Origin of the sequence: Burkholderia sp. SCN-KJ, from assembly GCF_024656005.1 — a bacterium.
In the GTDB taxonomy this organism is placed as follows: domain Bacteria; phylum Pseudomonadota; class Gammaproteobacteria; order Burkholderiales; family Burkholderiaceae; genus Burkholderia.
Window position 1 is genome coordinate 22,274 of sequence record NZ_JANKOG010000008.1, and the last position, 23,193, is coordinate 45,466.

The 23,193-nt window shown below is 65.3% G+C and carries 21 protein-coding genes and 1 tRNA gene; 3 read left to right on the forward strand and 19 right to left on the reverse strand.

All coding sequences use genetic code 11. The features are described from left to right. Positions 1 to 4: 4 nt before the first annotated feature. The 15 genes from nuoH to NQV17_RS15030 form a co-directional block, all read right to left on the reverse strand. On the reverse strand, positions 5 to 1,072 hold the full coding sequence (nuoH, locus tag NQV17_RS14960) for an NADH-quinone oxidoreductase subunit NuoH (protein ID WP_044844661.1): 1,068 nt from the start codon (positions 1,070 to 1,072) through the stop codon (positions 5 to 7). Further along, complete coding sequence (nuoG, locus tag NQV17_RS14965; RefSeq protein ID WP_257772858.1) at positions 1,073 to 3,403, reverse strand: NADH-quinone oxidoreductase subunit NuoG; 2,331 nt, start codon at positions 3,401 to 3,403, stop codon at positions 1,073 to 1,075. Positions 3,404 to 3,487: 84 nt separating this feature from the next. Then, a complete protein-coding gene (gene nuoF, locus NQV17_RS14970) occupies positions 3,488 to 4,798 on the reverse strand; it encodes an NADH-quinone oxidoreductase subunit NuoF (protein ID WP_006756904.1) in 1,311 nt (436 codons plus the stop codon). Further along, positions 4,795 to 5,280, reverse strand: coding sequence for an NADH-quinone oxidoreductase subunit NuoE (gene nuoE, locus NQV17_RS14975; RefSeq protein ID WP_006478266.1), 486 nt, complete (start codon positions 5,278 to 5,280; stop codon positions 4,795 to 4,797). Before nuoE ends, nuoF begins: the two co-directional genes overlap by 4 nt. 179 nt (positions 5,281 to 5,459) lie before the next feature. Next, entirely contained in the window at positions 5,460 to 6,713 is a 1,254-nt protein-coding gene (locus tag NQV17_RS14980; protein ID WP_044844663.1) for an NADH-quinone oxidoreductase subunit D, read from the reverse strand. Between the two features lie 10 nt (positions 6,714 to 6,723). Then, on the reverse strand, positions 6,724 to 7,326 hold the full coding sequence (locus NQV17_RS14985) for an NADH-quinone oxidoreductase subunit C (protein ID WP_044844664.1): 603 nt from the start codon (positions 7,324 to 7,326) through the stop codon (positions 6,724 to 6,726). A gap of 21 nt (positions 7,327 to 7,347) precedes the next feature. Continuing rightward, the gene (locus NQV17_RS14990) at positions 7,348 to 7,827 is read right to left on the reverse strand and encodes an NADH-quinone oxidoreductase subunit B family protein (protein ID WP_006398799.1); all 480 of its coding nucleotides are present in this window, start codon (positions 7,825 to 7,827) and stop codon (positions 7,348 to 7,350) included. Positions 7,828 to 7,889: 62 nt separating this feature from the next. Continuing rightward, a complete protein-coding gene (locus NQV17_RS14995; RefSeq protein WP_006398798.1) occupies positions 7,890 to 8,249 on the reverse strand; it encodes an NADH-quinone oxidoreductase subunit A in 360 nt (119 codons plus the stop codon). A gap of 154 nt (positions 8,250 to 8,403) precedes the next feature. Further along, positions 8,404 to 8,488, reverse strand: a tRNA-Leu gene (locus tag NQV17_RS15000). 111 nt (positions 8,489 to 8,599) lie between these two features. Next, complete coding sequence (gene secG / locus NQV17_RS15005; RefSeq protein WP_257772859.1) at positions 8,600 to 8,962, reverse strand: preprotein translocase subunit SecG; 363 nt, start codon at positions 8,960 to 8,962, stop codon at positions 8,600 to 8,602. Between the two features lie 72 nt (positions 8,963 to 9,034). Next, positions 9,035 to 9,790, reverse strand: coding sequence for a triose-phosphate isomerase (tpiA, locus tag NQV17_RS15010; RefSeq protein WP_257772860.1), 756 nt, complete (start codon positions 9,788 to 9,790; stop codon positions 9,035 to 9,037). A gap of 140 nt (positions 9,791 to 9,930) precedes the next feature. Beyond that, positions 9,931 to 10,950: an NAD(P)H-quinone oxidoreductase gene (locus NQV17_RS15015; protein ID WP_257772861.1), complete on the reverse strand. Its 1,020-nt coding sequence runs from the start codon at positions 10,948 to 10,950 to the stop codon at positions 9,931 to 9,933. A 144-nt stretch (positions 10,951 to 11,094) separates the two neighbouring features. Next, positions 11,095 to 13,242 carry a polyribonucleotide nucleotidyltransferase gene (gene pnp / locus NQV17_RS15020; protein WP_044844667.1) on the reverse strand — a complete coding sequence of 716 codons (2,148 nt, stop codon included), beginning with the start codon at positions 13,240 to 13,242 and terminating at the stop codon, positions 11,095 to 11,097. A gap of 291 nt (positions 13,243 to 13,533) precedes the next feature. Beyond that, the gene (rpsO, locus tag NQV17_RS15025; RefSeq protein WP_006398792.1) at positions 13,534 to 13,803 is read right to left on the reverse strand and encodes a 30S ribosomal protein S15; all 270 of its coding nucleotides are present in this window, start codon (positions 13,801 to 13,803) and stop codon (positions 13,534 to 13,536) included. A gap of 117 nt (positions 13,804 to 13,920) precedes the next feature. Beyond that, positions 13,921 to 15,180 (reverse strand): branched-chain amino acid ABC transporter substrate-binding protein, encoded by a 1,260-nt coding sequence (locus NQV17_RS15030; protein ID WP_257773020.1) that lies wholly within the window; start codon positions 15,178 to 15,180, stop codon positions 13,921 to 13,923. Between the two features lie 190 nt (positions 15,181 to 15,370). On the opposite strand from NQV17_RS15030, the gene NQV17_RS15035 reads away from it, so the two are divergent. The 3 genes from NQV17_RS15035 (at position 15,371) to NQV17_RS15045 (ending at position 18,499) form a co-directional block, all read left to right on the forward strand. Beyond that, complete coding sequence (locus NQV17_RS15035; protein ID WP_124487226.1) at positions 15,371 to 15,883, forward strand: hypothetical protein; 513 nt, start codon at positions 15,371 to 15,373, stop codon at positions 15,881 to 15,883. Positions 15,884 to 16,270: 387 nt separating this feature from the next. Beyond that, positions 16,271 to 16,912, forward strand: coding sequence for a carbonic anhydrase (locus tag NQV17_RS15040; protein ID WP_124522486.1), 642 nt, complete (start codon positions 16,271 to 16,273; stop codon positions 16,910 to 16,912). Positions 16,913 to 16,948: 36 nt separating this feature from the next. Then, positions 16,949 to 18,499 carry a SulP family inorganic anion transporter gene (locus tag NQV17_RS15045; protein ID WP_257772862.1) on the forward strand — a complete coding sequence of 517 codons (1,551 nt, stop codon included), beginning with the start codon at positions 16,949 to 16,951 and terminating at the stop codon, positions 18,497 to 18,499. A gap of 79 nt (positions 18,500 to 18,578) precedes the next feature. Here NQV17_RS15045 and NQV17_RS15050 read toward each other — a convergent pair whose 3' ends face one another. The 4 genes from NQV17_RS15050 to ilvC all read right to left on the reverse strand — a co-directional run bounded on the left by NQV17_RS15050 (position 18,579) and on the right by ilvC (position 23,134). Then, positions 18,579 to 20,123 (reverse strand): 2-isopropylmalate synthase, encoded by a 1,545-nt coding sequence (locus NQV17_RS15050; protein WP_044844671.1) that lies wholly within the window; start codon positions 20,121 to 20,123, stop codon positions 18,579 to 18,581. A gap of 323 nt (positions 20,124 to 20,446) precedes the next feature. After that, positions 20,447 to 21,319, reverse strand: coding sequence for a CDP-diacylglycerol--serine O-phosphatidyltransferase (gene pssA / locus NQV17_RS15055; RefSeq protein WP_257772863.1), 873 nt, complete (start codon positions 21,317 to 21,319; stop codon positions 20,447 to 20,449). 15 nt (positions 21,320 to 21,334) lie between these two features. Continuing rightward, positions 21,335 to 21,979, reverse strand: coding sequence for a phosphatidylserine decarboxylase (locus NQV17_RS15060; RefSeq protein WP_039370565.1), 645 nt, complete (start codon positions 21,977 to 21,979; stop codon positions 21,335 to 21,337). 138 nt (positions 21,980 to 22,117) lie between these two features. Further along, entirely contained in the window at positions 22,118 to 23,134 is a 1,017-nt protein-coding gene (ilvC, locus tag NQV17_RS15065) for a ketol-acid reductoisomerase (protein WP_044844673.1), read from the reverse strand. Between the last annotated feature and the right edge of the window lie 59 nt (positions 23,135 to 23,193).

A 23,193-nucleotide genomic window follows, 5' to 3' on the forward strand; every position in this document is an offset into this window, starting at 1 on the left:
ATCTTTACTTCACCCAGATGTTGAGCGGCGACATCATCCAGAAGCCGACCACGACCACCCAGATCACCGTGACGGGCAGGAACACCTTCCAGCCCAGACGCATGATCTGGTCGTAACGGTAGCGCGGGAACGTCGCGCGCACCCAGATGAACACCGACAGCAGCGCGAATACCTTCAGCACCAGCCAGAAGATGCCCGGAATGAACGACAGGAATTCGAACGGTGCGTCCCAGCCGCCGAGGAACAGCGTCGAGGCCAGCGCCGAGATCACAATCATGTTGATGTACTCGGCGAGGAAGAACAGCGCGAACGCCATGCCCGAGTAATCGATCATGTGACCCGCGACGATCTCCGACTCCCCTTCCACCACGTCGAACGGGTGACGGTTCGTTTCGGCGATGCCGGACACGAAATAGACGACGAACGCCGGCAGCAGCGGCAGCCAGTTCCACGACAGGAAGTTCACGCCGTGGCCGGCGAAGAAGCCGTGCTGCTGCGAGCCGACGATTTCCGACAGGTTCAGGCTGCCGGCCGTCATCAGCACGAGCACCAGCGCGAAGCCCATCGAGATTTCGTACGAGACCATCTGCGCCGCGGCGCGCATCGCGCCGAGGAACGCGTACTTCGAGTTCGATGCCCAGCCGGCGAGAATCACCGCGTACACGCCGATCGACGAGATCGCCATCGCATACAGCAGGCCCGCGTTCACGTTCGCGAGCACGGCTTCGGCCTGGAACGGGATCACCGCCCACACGGCGAACGCCGGCACGACGGTCATGACCGGCGCGATCAGGTACAGCCAGCGGCTGGCGGCGCTCGGCTGAATCACTTCCTTCAGCAGCAGCTTCAGCACGTCGGCGATCGGCTGCAGCAGGCCGGCGGGGCCGACGCGGTTCGGGCCGAGACGCACGTGCATCCAGCCGATCAGCTTGCGTTCCCACAGAATCAGGTACGCGACGCACAGCAGGATGACGACGGAGACGACGAGGATGCGCACGATTGCCCACACCGTCGGCCACGCGACGCCGAGAACCTGGGCGCCGCCCGCGTTGATCGTATCGAACAAGCTCATTTACGCCTTCTCCACCACCAGTTCACCGGACAGGCTGCCGAGCGCTGCGCCGGCAGGCGTTGCCGCCGACACGCGAACGACCGTCTCCGCAAGATTCGCGTCGCGCACGGCCGGCAACTGCACCGCACGCTCGCCCTGGCGCACGCGCACCGCGTCGCCTTCCTTCAAGCCCAGCTTGTCGAACAGCGCGGCCGGCAGGGCCGCGGCGTTCGCTACCTTCGCGGCGGCCGTCAGGTGCAGCGCACCTGCGCGGCGCACGAGTGCGTCGGCATGATAGATCGGCACGTCGGCGAGGCGCTCGAAGCCGCCGTTCGCGGCAGCAGCCGCGACGCGGGCCGGTGCGGCCGACGCCTGGTTCGACAGACGGTTCGCGACGCCTGCGTCGCCGAGCGCCGCGAGACGCACTTCTTCCGCCGTTTCGTATTCGAAGTTCGGCAGGCCGAGCAGGCTGCCGAGCACGCGCAGCACCTTCCATGCCGGACGCGTGTCGCCGAGCGGGCGCACGACGCCGTTGAAGCTCTGCACCGAGCCTTCCGCGTTCACGTACGTACCAGCCGTTTCCGTGAACGGCGCGATCGGCAGCAGCACGTCGGCGTAATCGAGGCCGTGCTTGAACGGCGACATCACGACGACCATCTCGGCCTGGTTCAGCGCGGCAAGCGCCTGCGCCGGATCGGCCGTGTCGAATTCCGGTTCGACGTTCAGCAGCACGTAACCCTTGCGCGGCTGCGCGAACGCTTCGCGTGCGTTCAGGCCGCCTTCGCCCGGCAGTGCGCCGACGACGTGCGCGCCCACCGTGTTCGCCGCTTCCGTCAGGAAGCCGAACGTGGCGCCGGTGTTGTCGGCGATCCACTGTGCGACGGCGTGCAGCTTCGCGAATTGCGGATGACGGACGGCTGCGTTGCCGAGCAGCACCGCGCGGCGCTCGCCGTTCGCGAGCGACTGGGCGACCGCTTGCGCAGCCGGCGAAGCCGTGACGCCCGCGAGCGCGTCCGGCAGCGCGACGCCGCGCAGTTGCGCGACGGCTGCGGCCACGCCGGCCAGTTCGTCGAGCCATGCCGACGGCGCAGCGACGATGCGCTTCGCGGTCGGGATCAGCGAGTCGTCGGCGGTCGCGTGCAGGAAGTGCAGCTTCGCGCCGTTCTTCGCGGCCTGGCGCAGGCGTGCGGCGAACAGCGGGTGGTCACGGCGCAGGAACGAACCGACGACGAACGCGGCATCCACGTTCGACAGGTCGGCGATCGGCATGCCGAGCCACGGTGCGCCCTGGACCGGCGCCGAGAAATCCTGCTGACGCAGACGGAAGTCGACGTTCGGCGTCTTCAGTTCGTTGGCGAGCTGCTTCACGAGGAACAGCTCTTCAGCGGTGCTGTGCGCGCTCGCGAGCATCGCCAGCGCATTCGCGCCGTGATCCGCGGCGATGCCCTTCAGGCCCTTCGCGACGTATTCGAGCGCGGTCTGCCAGTCGGTTTCGATCCACTGGCCGCCCTGCTTCAGCATCGGCTTCGTCAGGCGCTCTTCGCTGTTCAGGCCTTCGTACGAGAAACGATCCTTGTCCGAGATCCAGCATTCGTTGATCGCTTCGTTCTCGAACGGCAGCACGCGCATCACGCGGTTGTTCTTCACCTGCACGACGAGGTTCGCGCCGACGGAATCGTGCGGGCTCACCGACTTGCGGCGCGACAGTTCCCACGTACGGGCGCTGTAGCGGAACGGCTTGCTGGTCAGCGCGCCGACCGGGCACAGGTCGATCATGTTGCCCGACAGTTCGGAGTCGACCGTCTTGCCGACGAACGTCGTGATTTCCGAGTGCTCGCCGCGGCCCAGCATGCCGAGCTCCATCACGCCGGCGATTTCCTGGCCGAAGCGGACGCAGCGCGTGCAGTGGATGCAGCGCGACATTTCTTCCATCGAGATCAGCGGGCCCACGTTCTTGTGGAACACCACGCGCTTTTCTTCCGAGTAGCGCGACGACGACTTGCCGTAGCCGACCGCCAGATCCTGCAGCTGGCATTCGCCGCCCTGATCGCAGATCGGGCAGTCGAGCGGATGGTTGATGAGGAGGAATTCCATCACCGACTGCTGCGCCTTCACGGCCTTGTCGGACTGCGTGTGCACGATCATGCCGGCCGACACGGGCGTCGCGCAGGCAGGCACGGCCTTCGGCATCTTCTCGACTTCGACGAGACACATCCGGCAGTTGGCCGCGACCGACAGTTTCTTGTGATAGCAGAAGTGAGGAATGTACGTATCCGCCTTGTGCGCAGCCTGGATCACCATGCTGCCTTCGGGCACCTCGACCTTCTTGCCGTCTATTTCAAGTTCAACCATGATGGTGAATGGTCCTTAACCTATTTCCGCCCGTTCGCGCGTTCGCCCGACCGTGCGCTCAAATTCCGCAACCGGTGCTTCGCTTCAGGCTGCCGCCGCGTGCGCGTGGCCGCCGACCATGCAGTGCTTGTGCTCGACGTGGTACGCGAATTCGTCCCAGTAATGCTTGAGCATCCCGCGAACCGGCATCGCCGCCGCATCGCCGAGCGCGCAGATCGTGCGGCCCATGATGTTCTCGGCAACCGAGTTCAGCAGGTCCAGATCTTCCTGGCGGCCTTCGCCGTGCTCGATACGATTCACGACGCGATACAGCCAGCCGGTGCCTTCACGGCACGGCGTGCACTGGCCGCACGATTCCTCGTAGTAGAAGTACGACAGGCGCAGCAGCGAACGCACCATGCAGCGCGTCTCGTCCATCACGATCACCGCGCCGGAGCCGAGCATCGAGCCCGCCTTCGCGATCGAGTCGTAATCGAGATCGGTCTGCATCATGATGTCGCCCGGGATCACCGGCGCCGACGAGCCGCCCGGAATCACGGCCTTGATCTTGCGGCCGCCGCGCATCCCGCCGGCGAGCTCCATCAGCGTCGCGAACGGCGTGCCGAGCGGCACTTCATAGTTGCCCGGACGCTCGACGTCGCCCGACACCGAGAAGATCTTCGTGCCGCCGTTGTTCGGCTTGCCGATCTCGAGGTAATTCTGCGGCCCGATGGACAGCAGGAACGGCACCGCGGCGAACGTCTCGGTGTTGTTGATCGTGGTCGGCTTGCCGTACACGCCGAAGCTCGCCGGGAACGGCGGCTTGAAGCGCGGCTGGCCCTTCTTGCCTTCGAGCGACTCGAGCAGCGCCGTTTCCTCGCCGCAGATGTACGCGCCGTAACCGTGGTGCGCGTGCAGCTGGAACGAGAATTCCGAGCCCATGATGTTGTCGCCGAGGAAACCCGCGGCGCGCGCTTCATCGAGCGCGGCCTCGAAGCGTCGATACACTTCGAAGATTTCGCCGTGGATGTAGTTGTAGCCGACGGTGATGCCCATCGCGTATGCGCCGATGGCCATGCCTTCGATCAGCGCATGCGGGTTCCAGCGCAGGATGTCGCGATCCTTGAACGTGCCCGGCTCGCCTTCGTCCGAGTTGCAGACGAGGTACTTCTGTCCCGGGAACTGGCGCGGCATGAAGCTCCACTTCAGGCCGGTCGGGAAGCCCGCACCGCCACGGCCACGCAGGCCCGACGCCTTCACGTCGGCGATCACCTGCTCCGGCGGAATCTTTTCTTCGAGAATGCGGCGCAGCTGCTTGTAGCCGCCGCGCGCAACGTAGTCTTCGAGATGCCAGTTCTCGCCGTTCAGACCAGCGAGGATCAGCGGTTTGATGTGACGGTCGTGGAGGGACGTCATTTCGAGAGCTCCTCAAGCAGCTGGTCGATCTTCTCGCGGCTCATGAAGCTGCACATTCTGTGATTGTTCACCAGCAGCACCGGCGCATCGCCGCACGAGCCCATGCATTCGCCTTCCTTCAGCGTGAACTTGCCGTCGGGCGTGGTCTCGCCGAAGCCGATGCCCAGCTTCTGTTTCAGGTAGTCGGCCGTCGCTTCCGCGCCGCCGTGCGGGCCAAGCTGGCACGGCAGGTTCGTGCAGAGCGTGATCTTGTGCTTGCCGACCGGTTTGAGCTCGTACATCGTGTAGAACGTCGCGACTTCCTGCACGGCGACGGCCGGCATGCCGAGATAGTCCGCGACGAACTGCATCAGTTCGGGCGACAGCCAGCCGTGCTCTTCCTGAGCGACGGCCAACGCCGACATCACGGCGGACTGTTTCTGATCGGCGGGATACTTCGTCAACGCTCGATCGATTTCCTTCAGGCCTTCAGCTGAGATCATTTTCAGACACGACTCTTTCAATTCCTACCGAACGAACAACCTGCCGCACTGCTGTGCAAGGACGGCAGACCTGGCGCTCACTGTTGACAGCTTGCGAAGCCGCGCCGGTTCGGCGCAACCGCATGTGACTTCGCGTGTGACTGACTGCTCGCCGCCCGCTCGCGCAGGCGGCGCAACCATTAGCGATCGATTTCGCCGAACACGATGTCCTGCGTACCGATGATCGTGACGGCGTCGGCAATCATGTGACCGCGCGCCATTTCGTCGAGCGACGCGAGGTGCGCGAAGCCCGGTGCGCGGATCTTGAGGCGATACGGCTTGTTGGCACCATCCGACACCAGATAGATGCCGAATTCGCCCTTCGGATGCTCGACTGCCGCGTACGCCTCGCCTTCCGGCACGTGAAAACCTTCGGTGAAGAGCTTGAAGTGGTGAATCAAGTCTTCCATGTTGGTCTTCATGCCGACGCGCGACGGCGGCGCAACCTTGTGATTGTCGGTCATCACCGGGCCCGGATTCTTGCGGAGCCACTCAATACACTGTTTCGCGATACGGACCGACTGGCGCATTTCTTCGACGCGCACCAGATAGCGGTCGTAGCAATCGCCGTTCACGCCGACCGGCACGTCGAAATCCATGCGGTCGTACACTTCGTACGGCTGCTTCTTGCGCAGGTCCCAGGCGATGCCCGAGCCGCGCAGCATCGGGCCCGTCAGGCCCATCTGCAGTGCACGCTCCGGGCTGACGACGCCGATCCCGACCAGACGCTGCTTCCAGATCCGGTTGTCGGTCAGCAGCGTTTCGTATTCGTCGACGCACTTCGGGAAGCGCGTGAAGAAGTCGTCGATGAAGTCGAGCACCGAGCCGCTGCGCGCTTCGTTCATCTTCGCGAGCGCCTTCTCGTTGCGAATCTTCGACGCCTTGTATTGCGGCATTGCGTCAGGCAGGTCGCGATAGACGCCGCCCGGACGGTAGTACGCCGCGTGCATCCGGGCACCGGACACCGCTTCGTACACGTCCATCAGGTCTTCGCGCTCGCGGAATGCGTACAGGAACACGGCCATCGCGCCGACGTCGAGTGCGTGCGCGCCGATCCACATCAGGTGGTTCAGCACGCGGGTGATCTCGTCGAACAGCACGCGGATGTACTGCGCGCGCTCCGGCACGTCGATGCCGAGCAGGCGCTCGATCGCGAGCACGTAGCCGTGCTCGTTGACCATCATCGACACGTAGTCGAGACGGTCCATGTACGGCACGGACTGGATGAAGGTCTTGCTTTCCGCGAGCTTTTCGGTCGCGCGGTGCAGCAGGCCGATGTGCGGGTCGGCACGCTGGATGACTTCGCCGTCGAGCTCGAGCACCAGGCGCAGCACGCCGTGCGCTGCCGGGTGCTGCGGGCCGAAGTTGAGGGTGTAGTTCTTGATTTCTGCCATGACGCCCCCCTTAATGTTTCAGACCGCCATAGCGATCCTCGCGGATCACGCGCGGCGTGATTTCGCGCGGCTCGATCGTCACCGGCTGGTAGACGACCCGCTTCTCTTCCGGGTCGTAACGCATTTCGACATAGCCCGACACCGGGAAATCCTTGCGGAACGGATGGCCGATGAAGCCGTAGTCGGTGAGGATGCGGCGCAGGTCGGGGTGTCCCTCGAACACGAGGCCGTACAGGTCGAACGCTTCGCGCTCGTACCAGTTTGCGGAGGTCCAGATGTCGACGAGCGATGCCACGATCGGCAGATCGTCGTCCGGCGCGAACACGCGCAGGCGCAGGCGCCAGTTGTTCGTGACCGACAGCAACTGCGACACGGCCGCGAAACGCGGGCCGTCGTAGGCGCCGTCGCCGTACGTTTGATAGTCGATGCCGCACAGGTCGATCAGCTGCTCGAAACGGAGCTTCGGATCGTCGCGCAGCGTCTTTGCGACTTCGAGGTAATCGCTCGCCTTCACGACGAGCGTCAGTTCACCGATCGCTTCGGTGAGGCTCACCACGCGCGCGCCGAGCGCGGCTTCGAGGTTGGCCTTGAGGGTCTCGATTTTGCTTGCCATATTGAGGGGACGCTCGGGGCTTTATTGACGGGCGATGGTGTTGGTGCGGCGGATCTTCGCCTGAAGCTGGATCACGCCGTAGACCAGCGCCTCGGCCGTGGGCGGACAGCCCGGCACGTAGACGTCGACCGGCACGATCCGGTCGCAACCGCGGACCACCGAGTACGAGTAGTGGTAGTAGCCACCACCGTTCGCGCACGACCCCATCGAGATCACCCAGCGCGGCTCGGCCATCTGGTCGTACACGCGGCGCAGCGCGGGCGCCATCTTGTTGCACAGCGTGCCGGCGACGATCATCACGTCCGACTGACGCGGGCTCGGACGGAACACGACCCCGAACCGGTCCAGGTCGTAACGGGCCGCGCCCGCATGCATCATCTCGACGGCGCAACACGCGAGCCCGAACGTCATCGGCCACAGCGAGCCGGTACGCGTCCAGTTGATCAGCTTGTCAGCCGTCGTGGTGACAAACCCTTCCTTCAAGACCCCTTCGATACTCATTTGCTTTCCACTCCAGACGAGCGACCGAGCGTGGCCGCCCATGCAAACCGGCGATTAACCCATCACTCCCAGTCGAGGCCGCCTTTCTTCCAGATATAGGCAAAGCCCAGCAGGAATTCGAGCAGAAAAATCATCATTGCGATGAAACCCGGCCAGCCGATGTCCCGGAGCGCGACGCCCCACGGAAACAGGAATGCGGTTTCGAGATCGAAGATGATGAACAGGATGGCGACGAGGTAGTACCGGACGTCGAATTTCATCCGGGCGTCTTCAAAGGCTTCGAAGCCGCACTCGTACGGTGCGTTCTTCTCGACGTCCGGCTTGTTGGGACCAAGGAGCTTGCCGATGCTGACCAGCGCTATACCTAAACCAGTGCCCACGAGGAGGAACAACAAGACGGGGTAATAGGCTGCGAGGTTCAAGGCAATCCTCTATCGGTTGGTTCTGAGCGTCCGGAGAATACCACTTCCGGCGGAAGGAATCATTTCGGAGTGCCTGCGATCACAAGACAACCGCAAGGCACACCCCACAAATGAAAAATGCCAGCCACTAGAAGCGGCTGGCATTGAGTAACTTTGGTGCCGACGGCGAGACTCGAACTCGCACAGCTTTCGCCACTACCCCCTCAAGATAGCGTGTCTACCAATTTCACCACGTCGGCACTGCATGCAACTCGGGTTGTACTGCTCGTTTCCCGCGAATCGCTTCAAGAATTAAATTCTAACCCGAGTTCCGGATTTGTTCAACGCACAACCGCAAAAATTTTAACTTTTTACTTCGGGACATCCTGGCCCGGCGCGCTTGCGGCGGACGCCGCGACTGCCGGTGCCGATGCTGCAGGTGCCGATGCCGGCGCGGTCGCTGCCGTGCCGAGCACGCCGGCCGACGGCGTCGACTTGTACGAACCGAGATACGTCAGTGCGAGCGTCGCGACGAAAAAGATCGTCGCGAGAATGCCCGTCGTGCGCGACAGAAAGTTCGCTGAGCCCGTCGCACCGAACAGGCTGCCCGACGCGCCGCTGCCGAATGCAGCACCCATGTCGGCACCCTTGCCGTGCTGGAGCAGCACCAGCCCGATCACACCCAGTGCAGACAGTACCTGCACGACAATAATCAGCGTCTTGAATAACAGCATCACACCCACCCGATTGGATCAGGCGACCGGACCGACCGGCCGCCATCATGGTTCAATTCGACCCCGGACCGCTCAACGCGCGGCCCGGCAGATCGCCAGGAAATCTTCCGCCTTCAGCGACGCGCCGCCGATCAGGCCGCCGTCGATGTCCGGCTGCGCGAACAGTTCTTCCGCGTTGTCCGGCTTCACGCTGCCGCCGTACAGCACCGATACGTCCGCCGCCCCCTTCGCCGCGAGACGCGCACGCAGGAATGCGTGTACGTCCTGCGCCTGTGCCGACGTCGCGCTCTTGCCCGTGCCGATCGCCCAGACCGGCTCGTACGCGACGACGATACGCGCCGCCTCGTCGGCCGTCAGCACGGCCAGCACGGCGTCGAGCTGCGCGCCGACCACCTGCTCGGTCGCACCCGCTTCGCGCTCGCCGAGCGTTTCACCGACGCACACGACGGGCGTGAGGCCTGCCGCGAGCGCGCGCTGCGCCTTCGCAGCGACGGTTTCGCTGCGCTCGCCGTGATACGCGCGGCGCTCCGAGTGACCGACGATCGCATATTGCGCGCCGAACTCCGCCACCATTGCGGCCGCCACTTCACCGGTGAACGCGCCCTGCTCGTGCGCGGACACGTCCTGCGCGCCGAACGCGACACGGCCGCCGGCGAGCTGCGCCTGAACCTGCGCGAGATACGGGAACGGCACGCACACGCCGATCGACGTCTCGGCCGCCACCGCGCCTGCGCCCTGCACCACTTCGTTCAGCAACGCCTGGTTGCCGGCCAGCCGGCCGTGCATCTTCCAGTTGCCGATCACTCGCTTCGTTCGTTGTTTCGACATCGTGTCTGTCTCGTCACTATCTTGTCATTAACGCACCGGAAACCGGCCGTCAGGTTGGATCTGGCGAAGCAAACCCGCGATTTTACTGCGCGCGGCTTGAACCGGTCAAACCGCGCATGTCAAGTCCGGCCGCACGGCCGTCAGGTGGTCGTACCCCAATCGAGCACGATCTTGCCGATGTGCTCGCCGCTTTCCATCAGCGCATGCGCCTGCGCGGCCTCGCCGGCCGGCAGCACGCGGTAGATCACGGGCTTGATGCGGCCGTCCGCGAGCAGCGGCCAGACGCGCGCCTTCAGCTGTGCGGCGATGCGCGCCTTGAACTCGACCGGACGCGGACGCAGTGTCGAGCCCGTCACCGTCAGCCGGCGGCGCAGGATCTCGTTCAGGTTGACCTCGGCCTTCGCCCCGCCGAGCAGCGCGATCAGCACGAGGCGGCCGCCATCCGCGAGCGCGGACAGTTCGCGCGGCACGTACGAGCCCGCGACCATGTCGAGGATCACGTCGACGCCACGATCGTGCGTCAGCGACTTGACGACCTCGACGAAGTCCTCGGTCTTGTAGTTGATTGCACGTTCGGCGCCGAGCGCCTCGCATGCCCGGCATTTGTCGGCATTCCCGGCCGTCGCGAACACGCGATAGCCGAGCGCGTGTGCGATCTGGATCGCCGTCACGCCGATCCCGCTCGAGCCGCCCTGCACGAGCAGCGTTTCCTGCTCGCCGCCTTCGCCCGCGCCGAGCAGCGCGCGGTCGAACACGTTGCTCCACACCGTGAAGAACGTTTCGGGCAGCGACGCGGCTTCGATGTCGGTCAGCCCGTCGGGAACCGGCAGGCATTGCGGCAGCGGCGCGACCGCGTACTCGGCGTAGCCGCCGCCCGCGAGCAGCGCGCAGACGCGATCGCCCAGCTTCAGGCCGAACGGGTTCAGCGCCGCATCCGACAGGTCGCCGCCGACGATCTCGCCCGCGACCTCGAGGCCCGGCAGATCCGATGCCCCCGGCGGCGGCGCATAGGCGCCCTTGCGCTGGAATACGTCGGGCCGGTTCACGCCGGAAGCCGCCACCTTGATCAGCACTTCGCCGCGCTTCGGTTCGGGGCGCGGACGCTCCGCGAGCTTCAGCACGTCGGGGGCGCCGAATTCGGTGATTTCGATGGCTTTCATGGTGGTCGCTCCAGGATCGGAATCGGGTGGCGCACCCCGTGCGCGGCACGGGCGCCTCGCCGGCGCTGCTGCGCCGCACAACGATGCTACAGAAAAAACGGCCGGCACGCTTTCGCACTGCCGGCCGTTCTCACGCCTGTCCGCTTACTGCTGCGGCGGCGTATCCGAATGCGACGCCGCCGCCGCTTCGTTCAGCAGCGCCTTCGCCGACAGACGCACGCGACCCTTCTCGTCCGTCTGGATCACCTTGACCTTCACCTGCTGGCCTTCCTTCAGGTAGTCGTTGATGTCCTTCACGCGCTCGTTGACGATTTCCGAGATGTGCAGCAGGCCGTCCTTGCCCGGCAGCAGGTTCACGATCGCGCCGAAATCGAGCAGCTTGAGCACCGTGCCTTCGTACACCTGGCCGACTTCGATCTCGGCCGTGATTTGCTCGATGCGCTTCTTCGCTTCGGCCATGCCTTCGCTGTTCGTGCTCGCGATCGTCACGACGCCGTCATCGGAGATGTCGATGGTCGTGCCGGTTTCTTCGGTCAGCGCGCGGATCACCGAACCGCCCTTGCCGATCACGTCGCGGATCTTTTCCGGGTTGATCTTGATCGTGATCATGCGCGGCGCGAATTCCGACAGTTGCGTGTTCGCACCCGAGACCGCCGACGTCATCTTGCCGAGGATGTGCATGCGGCCTTCCTTCGCCTGCGCGAGCGCGACCTGCATGATTTCCTTCGTGATGCCCTGGATCTTGATGTCCATCTGCAGTGCCGTCACGCCTTGCTCCGTGCCGGCCACCTTGAAGTCCATGTCGCCGAGGTGATCTTCGTCGCCGAGGATGTCGGTCAGCACCGCGAACTTGTTGCCTTCGAGGATCAGGCCCATCGCGATGCCCGCGACGTGCGCCTTCATCGGCACGCCGGCGTCCATCAGCGCGAGGCAGCCGCCGCACACCGATGCCATCGACGACGAACCGTTCGATTCGGTGATTTCCGACACGACACGGATCGAATAGCCGAATTCGTCGGCGCTCGGCAGGCACTTGACCAGCGCGCGCTTCGCGAGACGGCCGTGGCCGATTTCACGACGCTTCGGCGAGCCGACGCGGCCCGTTTCGCCGGTCGCGAACGGGGGCATGTTGTAGTGGAGCATGAAGCGCTCGCGGTATTCGCCTTCGAGCGCGTCGATGATCTGCTCGTCACCCTTGGTGCCGAGCGTCGCGACGACGAGCGCCTGCGTTTCGCCACGCGTGAACAGCGCCGAACCGTGGGTGCGCGGCAGCACGCCGGTGCGGATCTCGATCGGACGCACGGTGCGCGTGTCGCGACCGTCGATGCGCGGCTCGCCGTTCAGGATCTGCGAACGGACGATCTTCGCTTCGATGTCGAACAGGATGTTGCCAACGGTCGCCTTGTCGGCCGCGACCGTGCCGGCCGCCAGCGCGTCTTCCTCGAGCTTCGCCGAGGTTGCTGCGTAGACTTCCTTCAGCTTCGTCGAACGCGCTTGCTTGTCGCGCAGCTGGTAAGCGGCGAGCAGGTCGCCGTGCGCCAGTTCCGTCACGCGCGCGATCAGCGCTTCGTTCTTCGGTGCCGGCTGCCAGTCCCACTCGGGCTTGCCGCCTTCGCGCACGAGCTCGTGGATCGCGTCGATCGCCGTCTGCATCTGCTCGTGGCCGAACACGACCGCGCCCAGCATCACGTCTTCCGGCAGCTGGTCGGCTTCCGATTCGACCATCAGCACCGCGCGCTCCGTACCGGCGACGACGAGGTCGAGGCTCGATGCCTTGATCTGGTCACGCGTCGGGTTCAGCACGTAGGCGTTGTCGATGTACGCGACGCGCGCGGCACCGACCGGACCGTTGAACGGCAGGCCCGATACGGCAAGCGCGGCCGATGCGCCGATCAGCGCGGGGATGTCCGCCGGGATTTCCGGGTTCACGGACAGCACGTGGATCACGACCTGGACTTCGTTGTAGAAGCCTTCCGGGAACAGCGGGCGCAGCGGACGGTCGATCAGGCGCGACGTCAGCGTCTCGTGTTCCGACGGACGGCCTTCGCGACGGAAGAAGCCGCCCGGGATCTTGCCGGCCGAGTAGGTCTTTTCGAGGTAGTCGACGGTCAGCGGGAAGAAGTCCTGACCCGGCTTCGCCGACTTCGCGCCGACGACGGTGGCCAGCACGACGGTGTCTTCCACGTCGACGATCACGGCACCGCTCGCCTGGCGGGCGACTTCACCGGTTTCGAGGCGCACCTTGTGCTGGCCCCACTGGAATTCCTTCACGACCTTGTTGAACATGGACATGGTTGCTCCTTTGAATTCATTCATTTCATTCGCCGTGCGGGCCATCCCGCGCGGCGGCGTCCCGACCGAATCACCCGGAGCAAGGTGTGTTTTTTATGCCATTCCAGCACGCCGCTCGACGAGCGGCGCGCTGGAATGACACAAATCCCGACCCCGGTATCAGCCGTTCCGGCAGCCCGGCACCCACGTGCCGGACGACCTGCGGTGCGCGTGACGCTACGCACCGCGCAAAAACAAAATGCCTGCATCAGCGGACTGACACAGGCATCTTGCTGGCGGCAATCGCCTCGATTACTTACGCAGACCCAGCTTCTCGATCAGCGCGCGGTAACGGTCGGCATCCTTGCCCTTGAGGTAGTCGAGCAGCTTGCGGCGGCGGCTCACCATGCGCAGCAGGCCGCGGCGGCTGTGGTGATCCTTCGCGTGGGTCTTGAAGTGACCCGTCAGTTCGACGATACGTGCGGTCAGCAGTGCGACCTGGACTTCGGGCGAACCCGTGTCGTTGGTACCGCGGGCGAACTGAGCAACGACTTCCGACTTCTTGATATCTGCAACAGACATGAGATTTCCTTTGTTTCCTACTGGCTAACTAACAGGCGGACACGGAAGAATGGCCGTGCCGTGACTTACAACCGGCGGGCATTGTAGCACAACTGCACGCCGTTCCATCGCCTCCTGTCACGGGCGCGTCATCGAGCAGGTCGACGGCATCTGCGTGCGCTGCGCGGGCACCGCGAGGACCGTCCGGAAACCGTATCCCGAGCCCTCGTTGTCGAAGCGCACGCCCGGCGTGCCGGCCTTGTCCATTTCCATCACATAAAGGGGCTGGATCAACTGGTGATCCTGCGCCCGCATCCACGACGCGTGGAAGCCGTCGTCGAGCGACAGCCCTTCGAGCGCGCGCGCCACTGCGACGGGGTCGGACGAGCCGGCGCGATTCATCGCCGCCGCGAGCATCTCGATCATCAGGCTCATCCGTCGCACCGGATAGTCGTCCGGAGCAGCGGGAAAACGGGTCCGGAACGCGCGGTAGAACGCATCCGATTGCGCGCCGCCCGCGTTCGGATGCCAGTCCGCGACGGCGACCACCCGGCCGACGCCCGCATCGCCGAGCGCGGCCGGCGCGCCGAGGCTGTTGCCGTAGAACGTATAGAACTTCGCGTTCAGCCCCTGCTCGCGTGCCGCCTTCACGAGCAGCGTGAGGTCGTTGCCCCAGTTGCCGGTCACGACGGCGTCCGCGCCGCTCGCCCGGATCTTCGCGATATAGGGCGAGAAATCCTTGATGCGGCCAATCGGGTGGAATTCGTCGCCGGCGATCGTCACGTCGGGGCGCCGCTCGGCCAGCGCCTGCCGCGCCAGCGCGCTGACGTCGTGGCCGAAGCTGTAGTCCTGGTTCAGCAGGTAGACCTTGCGCAGCGGGCGGTCGCGCGCCATCACGTCCGCCAGCGCGGCCATCCGCATCCCCGCGTGTGCGTCGAAGCGGAAATGCCAGAAGCTGCAGCGCGCACCGGTCAGCGCCGGATCGTCGGCCGAATAGTTGAGGAACAGCATCCGGCTGTCCGGATTGCGCGCGTTCAGCTTGTCGAGCGCCGCGACGAGCGCGGCCGCGACCGCCGAGCTGTTGCCCTGCGCGACGAAACCGATGTGCCGGTCCGCCGCCGCGCGCAACTGCACCAGCGCCTCCTCCGGGCTGCCCTTGCTGTCGAGCACGACGAGTTCGAGCGGGTGCGCGCCGTCACGCAGCTTCACGCCGCCCGCCGCGTTGACCCGCTCGACGCCGAAGCGCAGGTTGCGCTCGACGGCCGCGCCCGCGTTCGCGAACGGGCCCGACATCCCTTCGATCAGCGCGATCCGTACCGGCTCGCCTGCCGCGAACGCGGACGACGCCAGCATCCACCCCGCGCTCCATGCGAGCGCGTACCGTTTCCACAGCTGCATCGGCTCCCTGCCCTTCAACCTGTCCGAGAAGCGCGGATCATAGGCCGCGGGCGGCGCCGGCCGCAAGCCCGGCGCGCAACGACACTCCGACGGCACCCAGCCGGCGATCCGCACCGATTTTTTCGGCACGATGCGCCGGCGCGCGCCGTCCGTGATACAACTGAACGGTTAGAGCGTTCTGGAGGATCCCATGCGCATTCGCATTCCCGCGCGCCTGCCGGTGCTGGTCGCCTGTGCGGCGGCGCTGCTCGCCGGCTGTGCGCAACCGTGGCAGCAATACCAGGCCGGCCAGGACGAGTCGGCGATCGTCGCGCGCATGGGCCCGCCGCGCGAGATCTACGACCTGCCCGGCGGCGGCAAGCGCCTGATGTGGCCGACCCAGCCGATGGGCGAGATCACCATCGCGGCCGACGTCGACGCGGCCCACCGGATCGTCAACGTGCGCCAGGTGCTGCAGCCGAGCGAGTTCTATCGCGCGGACATCGGCAAGTGGACCAAGACCGACGTGCTCGTCAATTTCGGCCGCCCGGTCGAGACGTCCTACTTCCCGCTGATGAAGCGCGAGGTGTGGACCTACCGCTATCTCGAAGACAACGTCTGGTACATGATGTACAGCTTCTACTTCGACCCGCAGGGCATCCTGCGCACTACGCAGAAAACACCGGACCCGCTGCACGATCCCGATCGCCGCAACCTGTTCTGATCGGATTGATTGCGCATTTACGCGCAATTTTCGCAATGGCCATTCACGAATTATTGCGTGAATGGCCATTTCATTTTTTCCGTCATATTCGATTAATTTCGAATTGAAGCAGCAATCCTTTCCGATCGAATATGCGCCGAAAGCGTCACGGGTGAACCCCGCGCCACGCGGCCGCGGGCGGGAAACAGGCATGCACGATACATGTCATGCGTTGCATTGGTGCATTCGGTGCACCTCTCCAGATCGAGTTGAAACAATTTGTATCATTGGCACCGGATGTTAGGGCATACCCCTAATATCGCATGAAATTGAACCTTTCAATTTAGAAAGCATCCTATTGCTCCACTTCGCCCGGTATTAGTTTGTTCTTATCAGAAAGGAGTCCTCATGAATCGCCCCAAGAGCATGCTGGTTGCCAACATCGCCTGGGCCCGCGAGACGCACGAGCACACGCCCGGTTTCTTCGACGCACTCGCGCGCGGCCAGAATCCGCGCGTGCTGTGGATCGGCTGCGCCGACAGCCGGGTGCCAGCCGAAACCATCACGCATTGCGTGCCCGGCGAGCTGTTCGTCCATCGCAACATCGCGAACCTGTTCCATCCCGACGACGACAATTCCGCGAGCGTGCTCGAGTACGCCGTGCGCGTGCTCGAAGTCGACCACGTGATCGTGTGCGGCCACTACGGATGCGGCGGGGTGCGCGCGTCGCTGCTGCCGCCGCCGGCCGACCTGCCGCACGTCGCGCGCCGCATCGCGCCGCTGTGCGCGCTTGCACGGCGCCATCGCGACACGCTCGACGGACTCGACGACACGGCCGCCGCCGACCGCCTGGCGGAACTCAACGTGCTCGAACAGGTGCGGCTGCTGCGCGCCTCGCCGATCGTGCATGGCCGGCAGCGGCCGCCGCTCGTGCACGGCTGGATCTTTTCGCTCGCCGACGGCCGCCTGAAGGAACTCGATTCCGGCTACACGACAGCGCCGGCCGAAGCCGAACCGGAGCATGCCGCCATGGCCGCCGCACTCGGCTGACCCGCCCCTCCCTACGCCAATGAAATCACCCCAACCATGAAACTGAACGACCGCCTGTCCACCCTGCCGCGCGACATCGTCGCCGGCATCGTCGTGTTCCTCGTCGCGCTGCCGTTGTGTCTCGGCATCGCCAATGCGTCCGGCGTCGAGCCGTTCGCCGGGCTCGTGTCCGGCATCGTCGGCGGGATCATCGTCGCGCTGTTGAGCGGCTCGTCACTGTCGGTCAGCGGGCCGGCCGCCGGCCTCGTCGTGATCGTCGTCGAAGGGATCGCGCAACTCGGCAGCTTTTCCGCGTTCCTGCTCGCGGTGCTGCTGTCCGGCGTGCTGCAGTTCGGCTTCGGCGTGCTGCGCGCCGGCCGCTTCGCCGCGTACGTACCGTCGCCCGTCATCAAGGGCATGCTCGCGGCGATCGGCCTGCTGCTGGTCGTGAAGCAGATTCCGTTCGCATTCGGCATCGGCGGGCCGGCCGCGCAATCGTTTGCATCATGGCCCGGCCTGCCGACCGCCTGGGCCGCAACGGCCATCGCGCTCGTCTCGCTCGCGCTGCTGGTCGCGTGGGACACGCCGGCGCTCAAGCGCTTCGGCTGGGTGCGCGCGGTGCCCGCGCCGCTCGCGGTCGTCGTGTTCGGCATCGGCGCGACGCTGGTGCTCGGCGTCGTTGCACCGTCGGTCGCGCCGGGCGCCGCGCATCGCGTCACGCTGCCGGAGCTCGAATCGTTCGCGGCGCTCGCGGCATCGCTGAAGCATGCCGAGCTCGGCCCGAACTTCGCGCAACTCGTCAATCCGGACGTGTGGCGCGTCGCGATCACGCTCGCGGTCGTCGCGAGCCTCGAGACGCTGCTGAGCCTGGAGGCGGTCGAACAGATCGATCCGAAGCGCCGGCCGACCCAGCCGGACCGCGAACTCAAGGCCCAGGGCGTCGGCAATCTCGTCGCGGGCGCGGTCGGCGGGCTGCCGATCACGTCGGTGATCGTGCGCAGTTCGGTCAACGTGAACGCGGGTGCCCAAAGCCGGATGTCGGCGATCGTGCACGGGATCCTGCTGCTCGCCAGCGTGTTCGCGCTCACCGGGCTGATCAACCTGATCCCGCTCGCGAGCCTCGCGGCGATCCTGATCCACACCGGCTTCAAGCTCGCGAAGCCGGCGCTGTTCCGCTCGGTGCTGAAACAGGGCCCGGCCGCGTTCGTGCCGTTCGCCGCGACGATCGCGGGCGTGCTGGCGGTCGACCTGCTGTTCGGCATCGCGCTCGGCCTCGCCTGCAGCGTGCTGGCGGTCGCGATGGCGAACCTGAAGAGTCCCGTCACGCTCGCGCAGCACGACGACCACTTCCTGCTGTCGTTCCGCAAGGACGTGTCGTTCCTCGGCAAGGTGCAGGTCAAGCATCACCTGCGGCACATTCCGGACCGCGCGGCCGTGATCATCGACGCGACGCGCGCCGACTACATCGACCACGACGTGCTCGAACTGCTCGACGCGTTCATCGCCGATGCGCCGCGGCGCGGGATCGCGGTCGAATTCCGCCGCCGCAGCCCGGCGCCCCGCCAGGCCGCGCGCCGCTGGTCGTTCCGCGCGCCGGCCGCCGAATGAGCGGCGCATGAAAAACGCCCCGGGCGGCGCAAGGCCGCACGGGGCGTTTCGTGTGCTTCGGGCGCTCGACGCGCAGCGCTTATGCGCGCTGCGGGTTGACCTTGTCGTCCTTCGAATGCAGCTTGTTCAGTGCCGAGATGTACGCCTTCGCGGACGCGGCGACGATGTCCGGATCGGTGCCGACGCCGTTGACGATCCGCCCGCTCTTCGACAGCCGGACCGTCACTTCGCCCTGCGCCTGCGTGCCGGTCGTGATCGCGTTCACCGAGTACAGCAGCAGTTCGGAACCGCTGCCGACTTCACCCTCGATCGCGTTGAACGTCGCGTCGACCGGCCCGTTGCCGCGTGCCTCGCCGGTCACTTCCTTGCCTTCGACCGCGAACACGATCTTCGCCTGCGGCTGCTCGCCCGTCTCCGAACGCTGCGACAGCGACACGAACTTGAAGTGCTCCTGCTCGTGCGCGAGCGCCGATTCTTCCGAGACGATCGCGATGATGTCTTCGTCGAAGATCTCGGCCTTGCGGTCGGCGAGGTCCTTGAAGCGCATGAACGCGGCGTTCAGTTCGGCTTCGCTGTCGAGCGACACGCCGAGCTCCTGCAGGCGCTGCTTGAACGCGTTGCGACCCGACAGCTTGCCGAGCACGATCTTGTTCGCGGTCCAGCCCACGTCTTCCGCGCGCATGATTTCGTAGGTGTCGCGCGCCTTCAGCACGCCGTCCTGGTGGATGCCCGACGCGTGCGCGAACGCGTTCGCGCCGACCACCGCCTTGTTCGGCTGCACGACGAAACCGGTGATCTGCGACACGAGCTTCGAGGTCGGCACGATCTGCGTCGTGTCGATGCCGACGTCGAGGCCGAAGTAGTCCTTGCGGGTCTTCACGGCCATCACGATTTCCTCGAGCGACGTGTTGCCCGCGCGCTCGCCGAGACCGTTGATCGTGCACTCGACCTGGCGCGCGCCGCCGATCTTCACGCCGGCGAGCGAGTTCGCCACCGCCATCCCGAGATCGTTGTGGCAATGCACGGAGAAGATCGCCTTGTCCGAGTTCGGAATGCGTTCGCGCAGCGTCTTCACGAGGTTGCCGTAGAGTTCCGGCACGCCGTAGCCGACCGTGTCGGCGATGTTGATCGTCGTCGCCCCTTCGGCGATCACCGCTTCCAGCACGCGGCACAGGAAGTCAAGATCCGAACGGCTGCCGTCTTCCGGCGAGAATTCGACGTTGTCGGTGAACTTGCGCGCGAAGCGCACCGCGAGGCGCGCCTGCTCGAACACCTGGTCCGGCGTCATGCGCAGCTTCTTTTCCATGTGCAGCGGCGACGTCGCGATGAACGTGTGGATCCGCGAGCTGTTGGCAGGCTTCAGCGCGTCGGCCGCACGCTGGATGTCCTTGTCGTTGGCGCGCGCCAGCGAGCAGATCGTGCTGTCCTTCACGAGACCGGCGATCGTGTGGATCGCGTCGAAATCGCCGTTCGAGCTGGCCGCGAAACCGGCCTCGATCACGTCGACCTTCATCCGCTCGAGATGCTTCGCGATGCGGATTTTCTCTTCCTTCGTCATCGACGCGCCGGGCGATTGTTCACCGTCACGCAACGTCGTATCGAAAATGATCAGCTTGTCTGTCATGGGGGGCTCCAGGGCTCTTTATACGGGAATCGAACGTAATGAGATCGCGCCACCGCTGGCGACGCTCAACAACAGACGAGGCTTGACGGAGGGCGAGAACGGTCAGCGCGGCAGGCGCGCCAAAGCTAGCGCGCGTAGCGGCGCACCGGCTAGAAGGAGGGAGAGGCGGGGAAATGCAGTCATGCCAAAGACTATAGCGACATTCCGCCGGGTGCGCAATCGGACGGCACCCGGGATGCCGGGCCCCGACGCATGAAAAGGGGCAAATGAAAACGGCGGCCCGGAATCATCTCCGAGGCCGCCGTTTCAGGACAGGTTGCGCGTCAGTGGTCGCGTTGCGACGAGCGCGCGGGATTCGCCCGCCCGCGCACGGCCATGTAGGCCCAGAACACGTAGCCGGACAGCCCGTACAGCACGAACAGGCAGAACAGCATCAGCGGCGGATCGGACGACACGAGCACGAACGCGACGACGACCAGCAGGATCGCCGCGAATGGCACGCGGTGCCGCACGTCGAGCGCCTTGCCGCTGTAGAACGGCGCGTTCGACACCATCGTCACGCCCGCATAGATCGTCAGTGCGAACGCAACCCACGGCAGCCAGCCGAGCTTCATCGGCACGCGGTTGTCGGTCGCGAGCCACACGAAGCCGGCGATCAGCGCGGCGGCGGCCGGGCTCGGCAGCCCCTGGAAGAAGCGCTTGTCGACGACGCCGATGTTCGTGTTGAAGCGCGCGAGGCGCAGCGCGGCGCCCGAGCAATAGACGAACGCGGCGAGCCAGCCCCAGCGGCCGAGATCCTTCAGCACCCACTCGTACATCACGAGCGCGGGCGCGACGCCGAACGACACCATGTCCGACAGGCTGTCGAACTGTTCGCCGAACGCGCTTTGCGTATGCGTCATGCGCGCGACGCGCCCGTCCATCCCGTCGAGCACCATCGCGACGAAGATCGCGATCGCGGCGATCTCGAAGCGCACGTTCATCGCCTGCACGACCGCGAAGAAGCCGCAGAACAGCGCGGCGGTCGTGAATGCGTTCGGCAGCAGGTAGATGCCGCGCGTCTTCAGGAACCGCTGGCGCGCGGCACGGCGGCTCTCGAGCGGCGCGGGATCGGGCGCCATTACCTTGTTGCGGCGGAACGGACGTGGCGTCTGGCCGGAGCCGTTACGCGGCCGACGCGGTTTGAATGCGGCCATCGTGCGCCCCGCCGCTTACTGTTCGAGCTCGGCGAGGATCGTCGACGACGCGTAGACCTTCTCGCCGATCGACACCTTCGCGCGGCTGCCGAGCGGCAGATACACGTCGACGCGCGAACCGAAGCGGATGAAACCGTAGCGCTGGCCGCGCGACAGCGGCTCGCCGGCGCGCACGTAGCAGAGGATCCGGCGGGCGACGAGGCCGGCGATCTGCACGGCGGTGACGGTCTTGCCGCTCGCGGTCTGGATCACGACCGCATTGCGCTCGTTCTCGGTCGACGCCTTGTCGATCGCCGCGTTCAGGAACGCGCCCGGGAAGTACTCGACCTTGGAGATCGCGCCGTCGACCGGCGAACGCTGCGAGTGAACGTTGAAGACATTCATGAACACGCTGATCTTCAGCGCTTCGCGGTTCGCGTACGGATCCTGCGTGGTCTCGACCGCGACGATGCGGCCGTCGGCCGGGCACAGCACCGCATTCGGCTGTGCCGGGATCGGGCGCTGCGGATCGCGGAAGAACTGGACGACGAAGACGAGCAGCAGCCAGAACGGCCACGCGAAGCCGAAGCCCCCGACGGCGTGGATCAACAACGCGATGACGGCTGCAATCGCGATGAACGGCCAGCCTTCGCGCGCGATGATCGGATGAGGATAGTTCATGGGTTCGTTCGGTGTTCGGTGAATTGCAAAGCCCGTAGGATAGCAAAAGCCGCCCGGGGCACTGCTGCCTTCGGACGGCTTTTTGAAACCGACCCTCCACTCGAAGGGCCGGAACAGCACGTTTTGCGCGATCCGTGCTTAGTTCTTCGTCTGGTCGACGAGCTTGTTCTTCGCGATCCACGGCATCATCGCGCGCAGCTTCGCACCGACCTGCTCGATCTGGTGCTCGGCCGTCAGGCGGCGGCGCGACTGCAGCGTCGGGGCGCCTGCCTTGTTCTCGAGGATGAAGCTCTTTGCGTACTCGCCCGTCTGGATGTCGGTCAGGCACTGCTTCATCGCCTTCTTCGTCTCTTCCGTGACGACGCGCGGGCCCGTCACGTACTCGCCATACTCGGCGTTGTTCGAGATCGAGTAGTTCATGTTCGCGATGCCGCCTTCGTAGATCAGGTCGACGATCAGCTTCAGTTCGTGCAGGCACTCGAAGTACGCCATTTCCGGCGCGTAGCCGGCTTCGACCAGCGTCTCGAAACCTGCCTTGATCAGCTCGACGGTACCGCCGCACAGCACGGCCTGCTCGCCGAACAGGTCGGTTTCGGTCTCTTCGCGGAAGTTCGTCTCGATGATGCCGGCACGGCCGCCGCCGTTCGCTGCCGCGTACGACAGCGCGATGTCGCGTGCCGCGCCCGACTTGTTCTGCGCAACCGCGATCAGGTGCGGCACGCCGCCACCTTGCGAGTACGTGCCGCGCACGGTGTGGCCCGGGGCCTTCGGCGCGATCATGATCACGTCGAGGTCGGCGCGCGGGATCACCTGGCCGTAGTGGACGTTGAAGCCGTGCGCGAATGCCAGTGCGGCGCCCTGCTTGATGTTCGCGTGCACTTCCTTCGCGTACACGTCGGCGATCTGCTCGTCCGGCAGCAGCATCATGACGACGTCCGCGCCCTTCACCGCTTCCGCGACTTCCTTGACCGCGAGGCCTGCGTTTTCAGCCTTGCTCCACGACGCGCCGTCCTTGCGAAGGCCGACCGTCACGTTCACGCCGCTGTCCTTCAGGTTCAGTGCGTGTGCATGGCCTTGCGAGCCATAGCCGATGATCGTGACTTGCTTGCCCTTGATGAGGGAGAGGTCAGCGTCTTTGTCGTAGAAAACGTTCATGATGGTTCCTTCGCTAATTCAAAAATTCAACAATTCGTTCAGATGGAGTACTGCGGGCC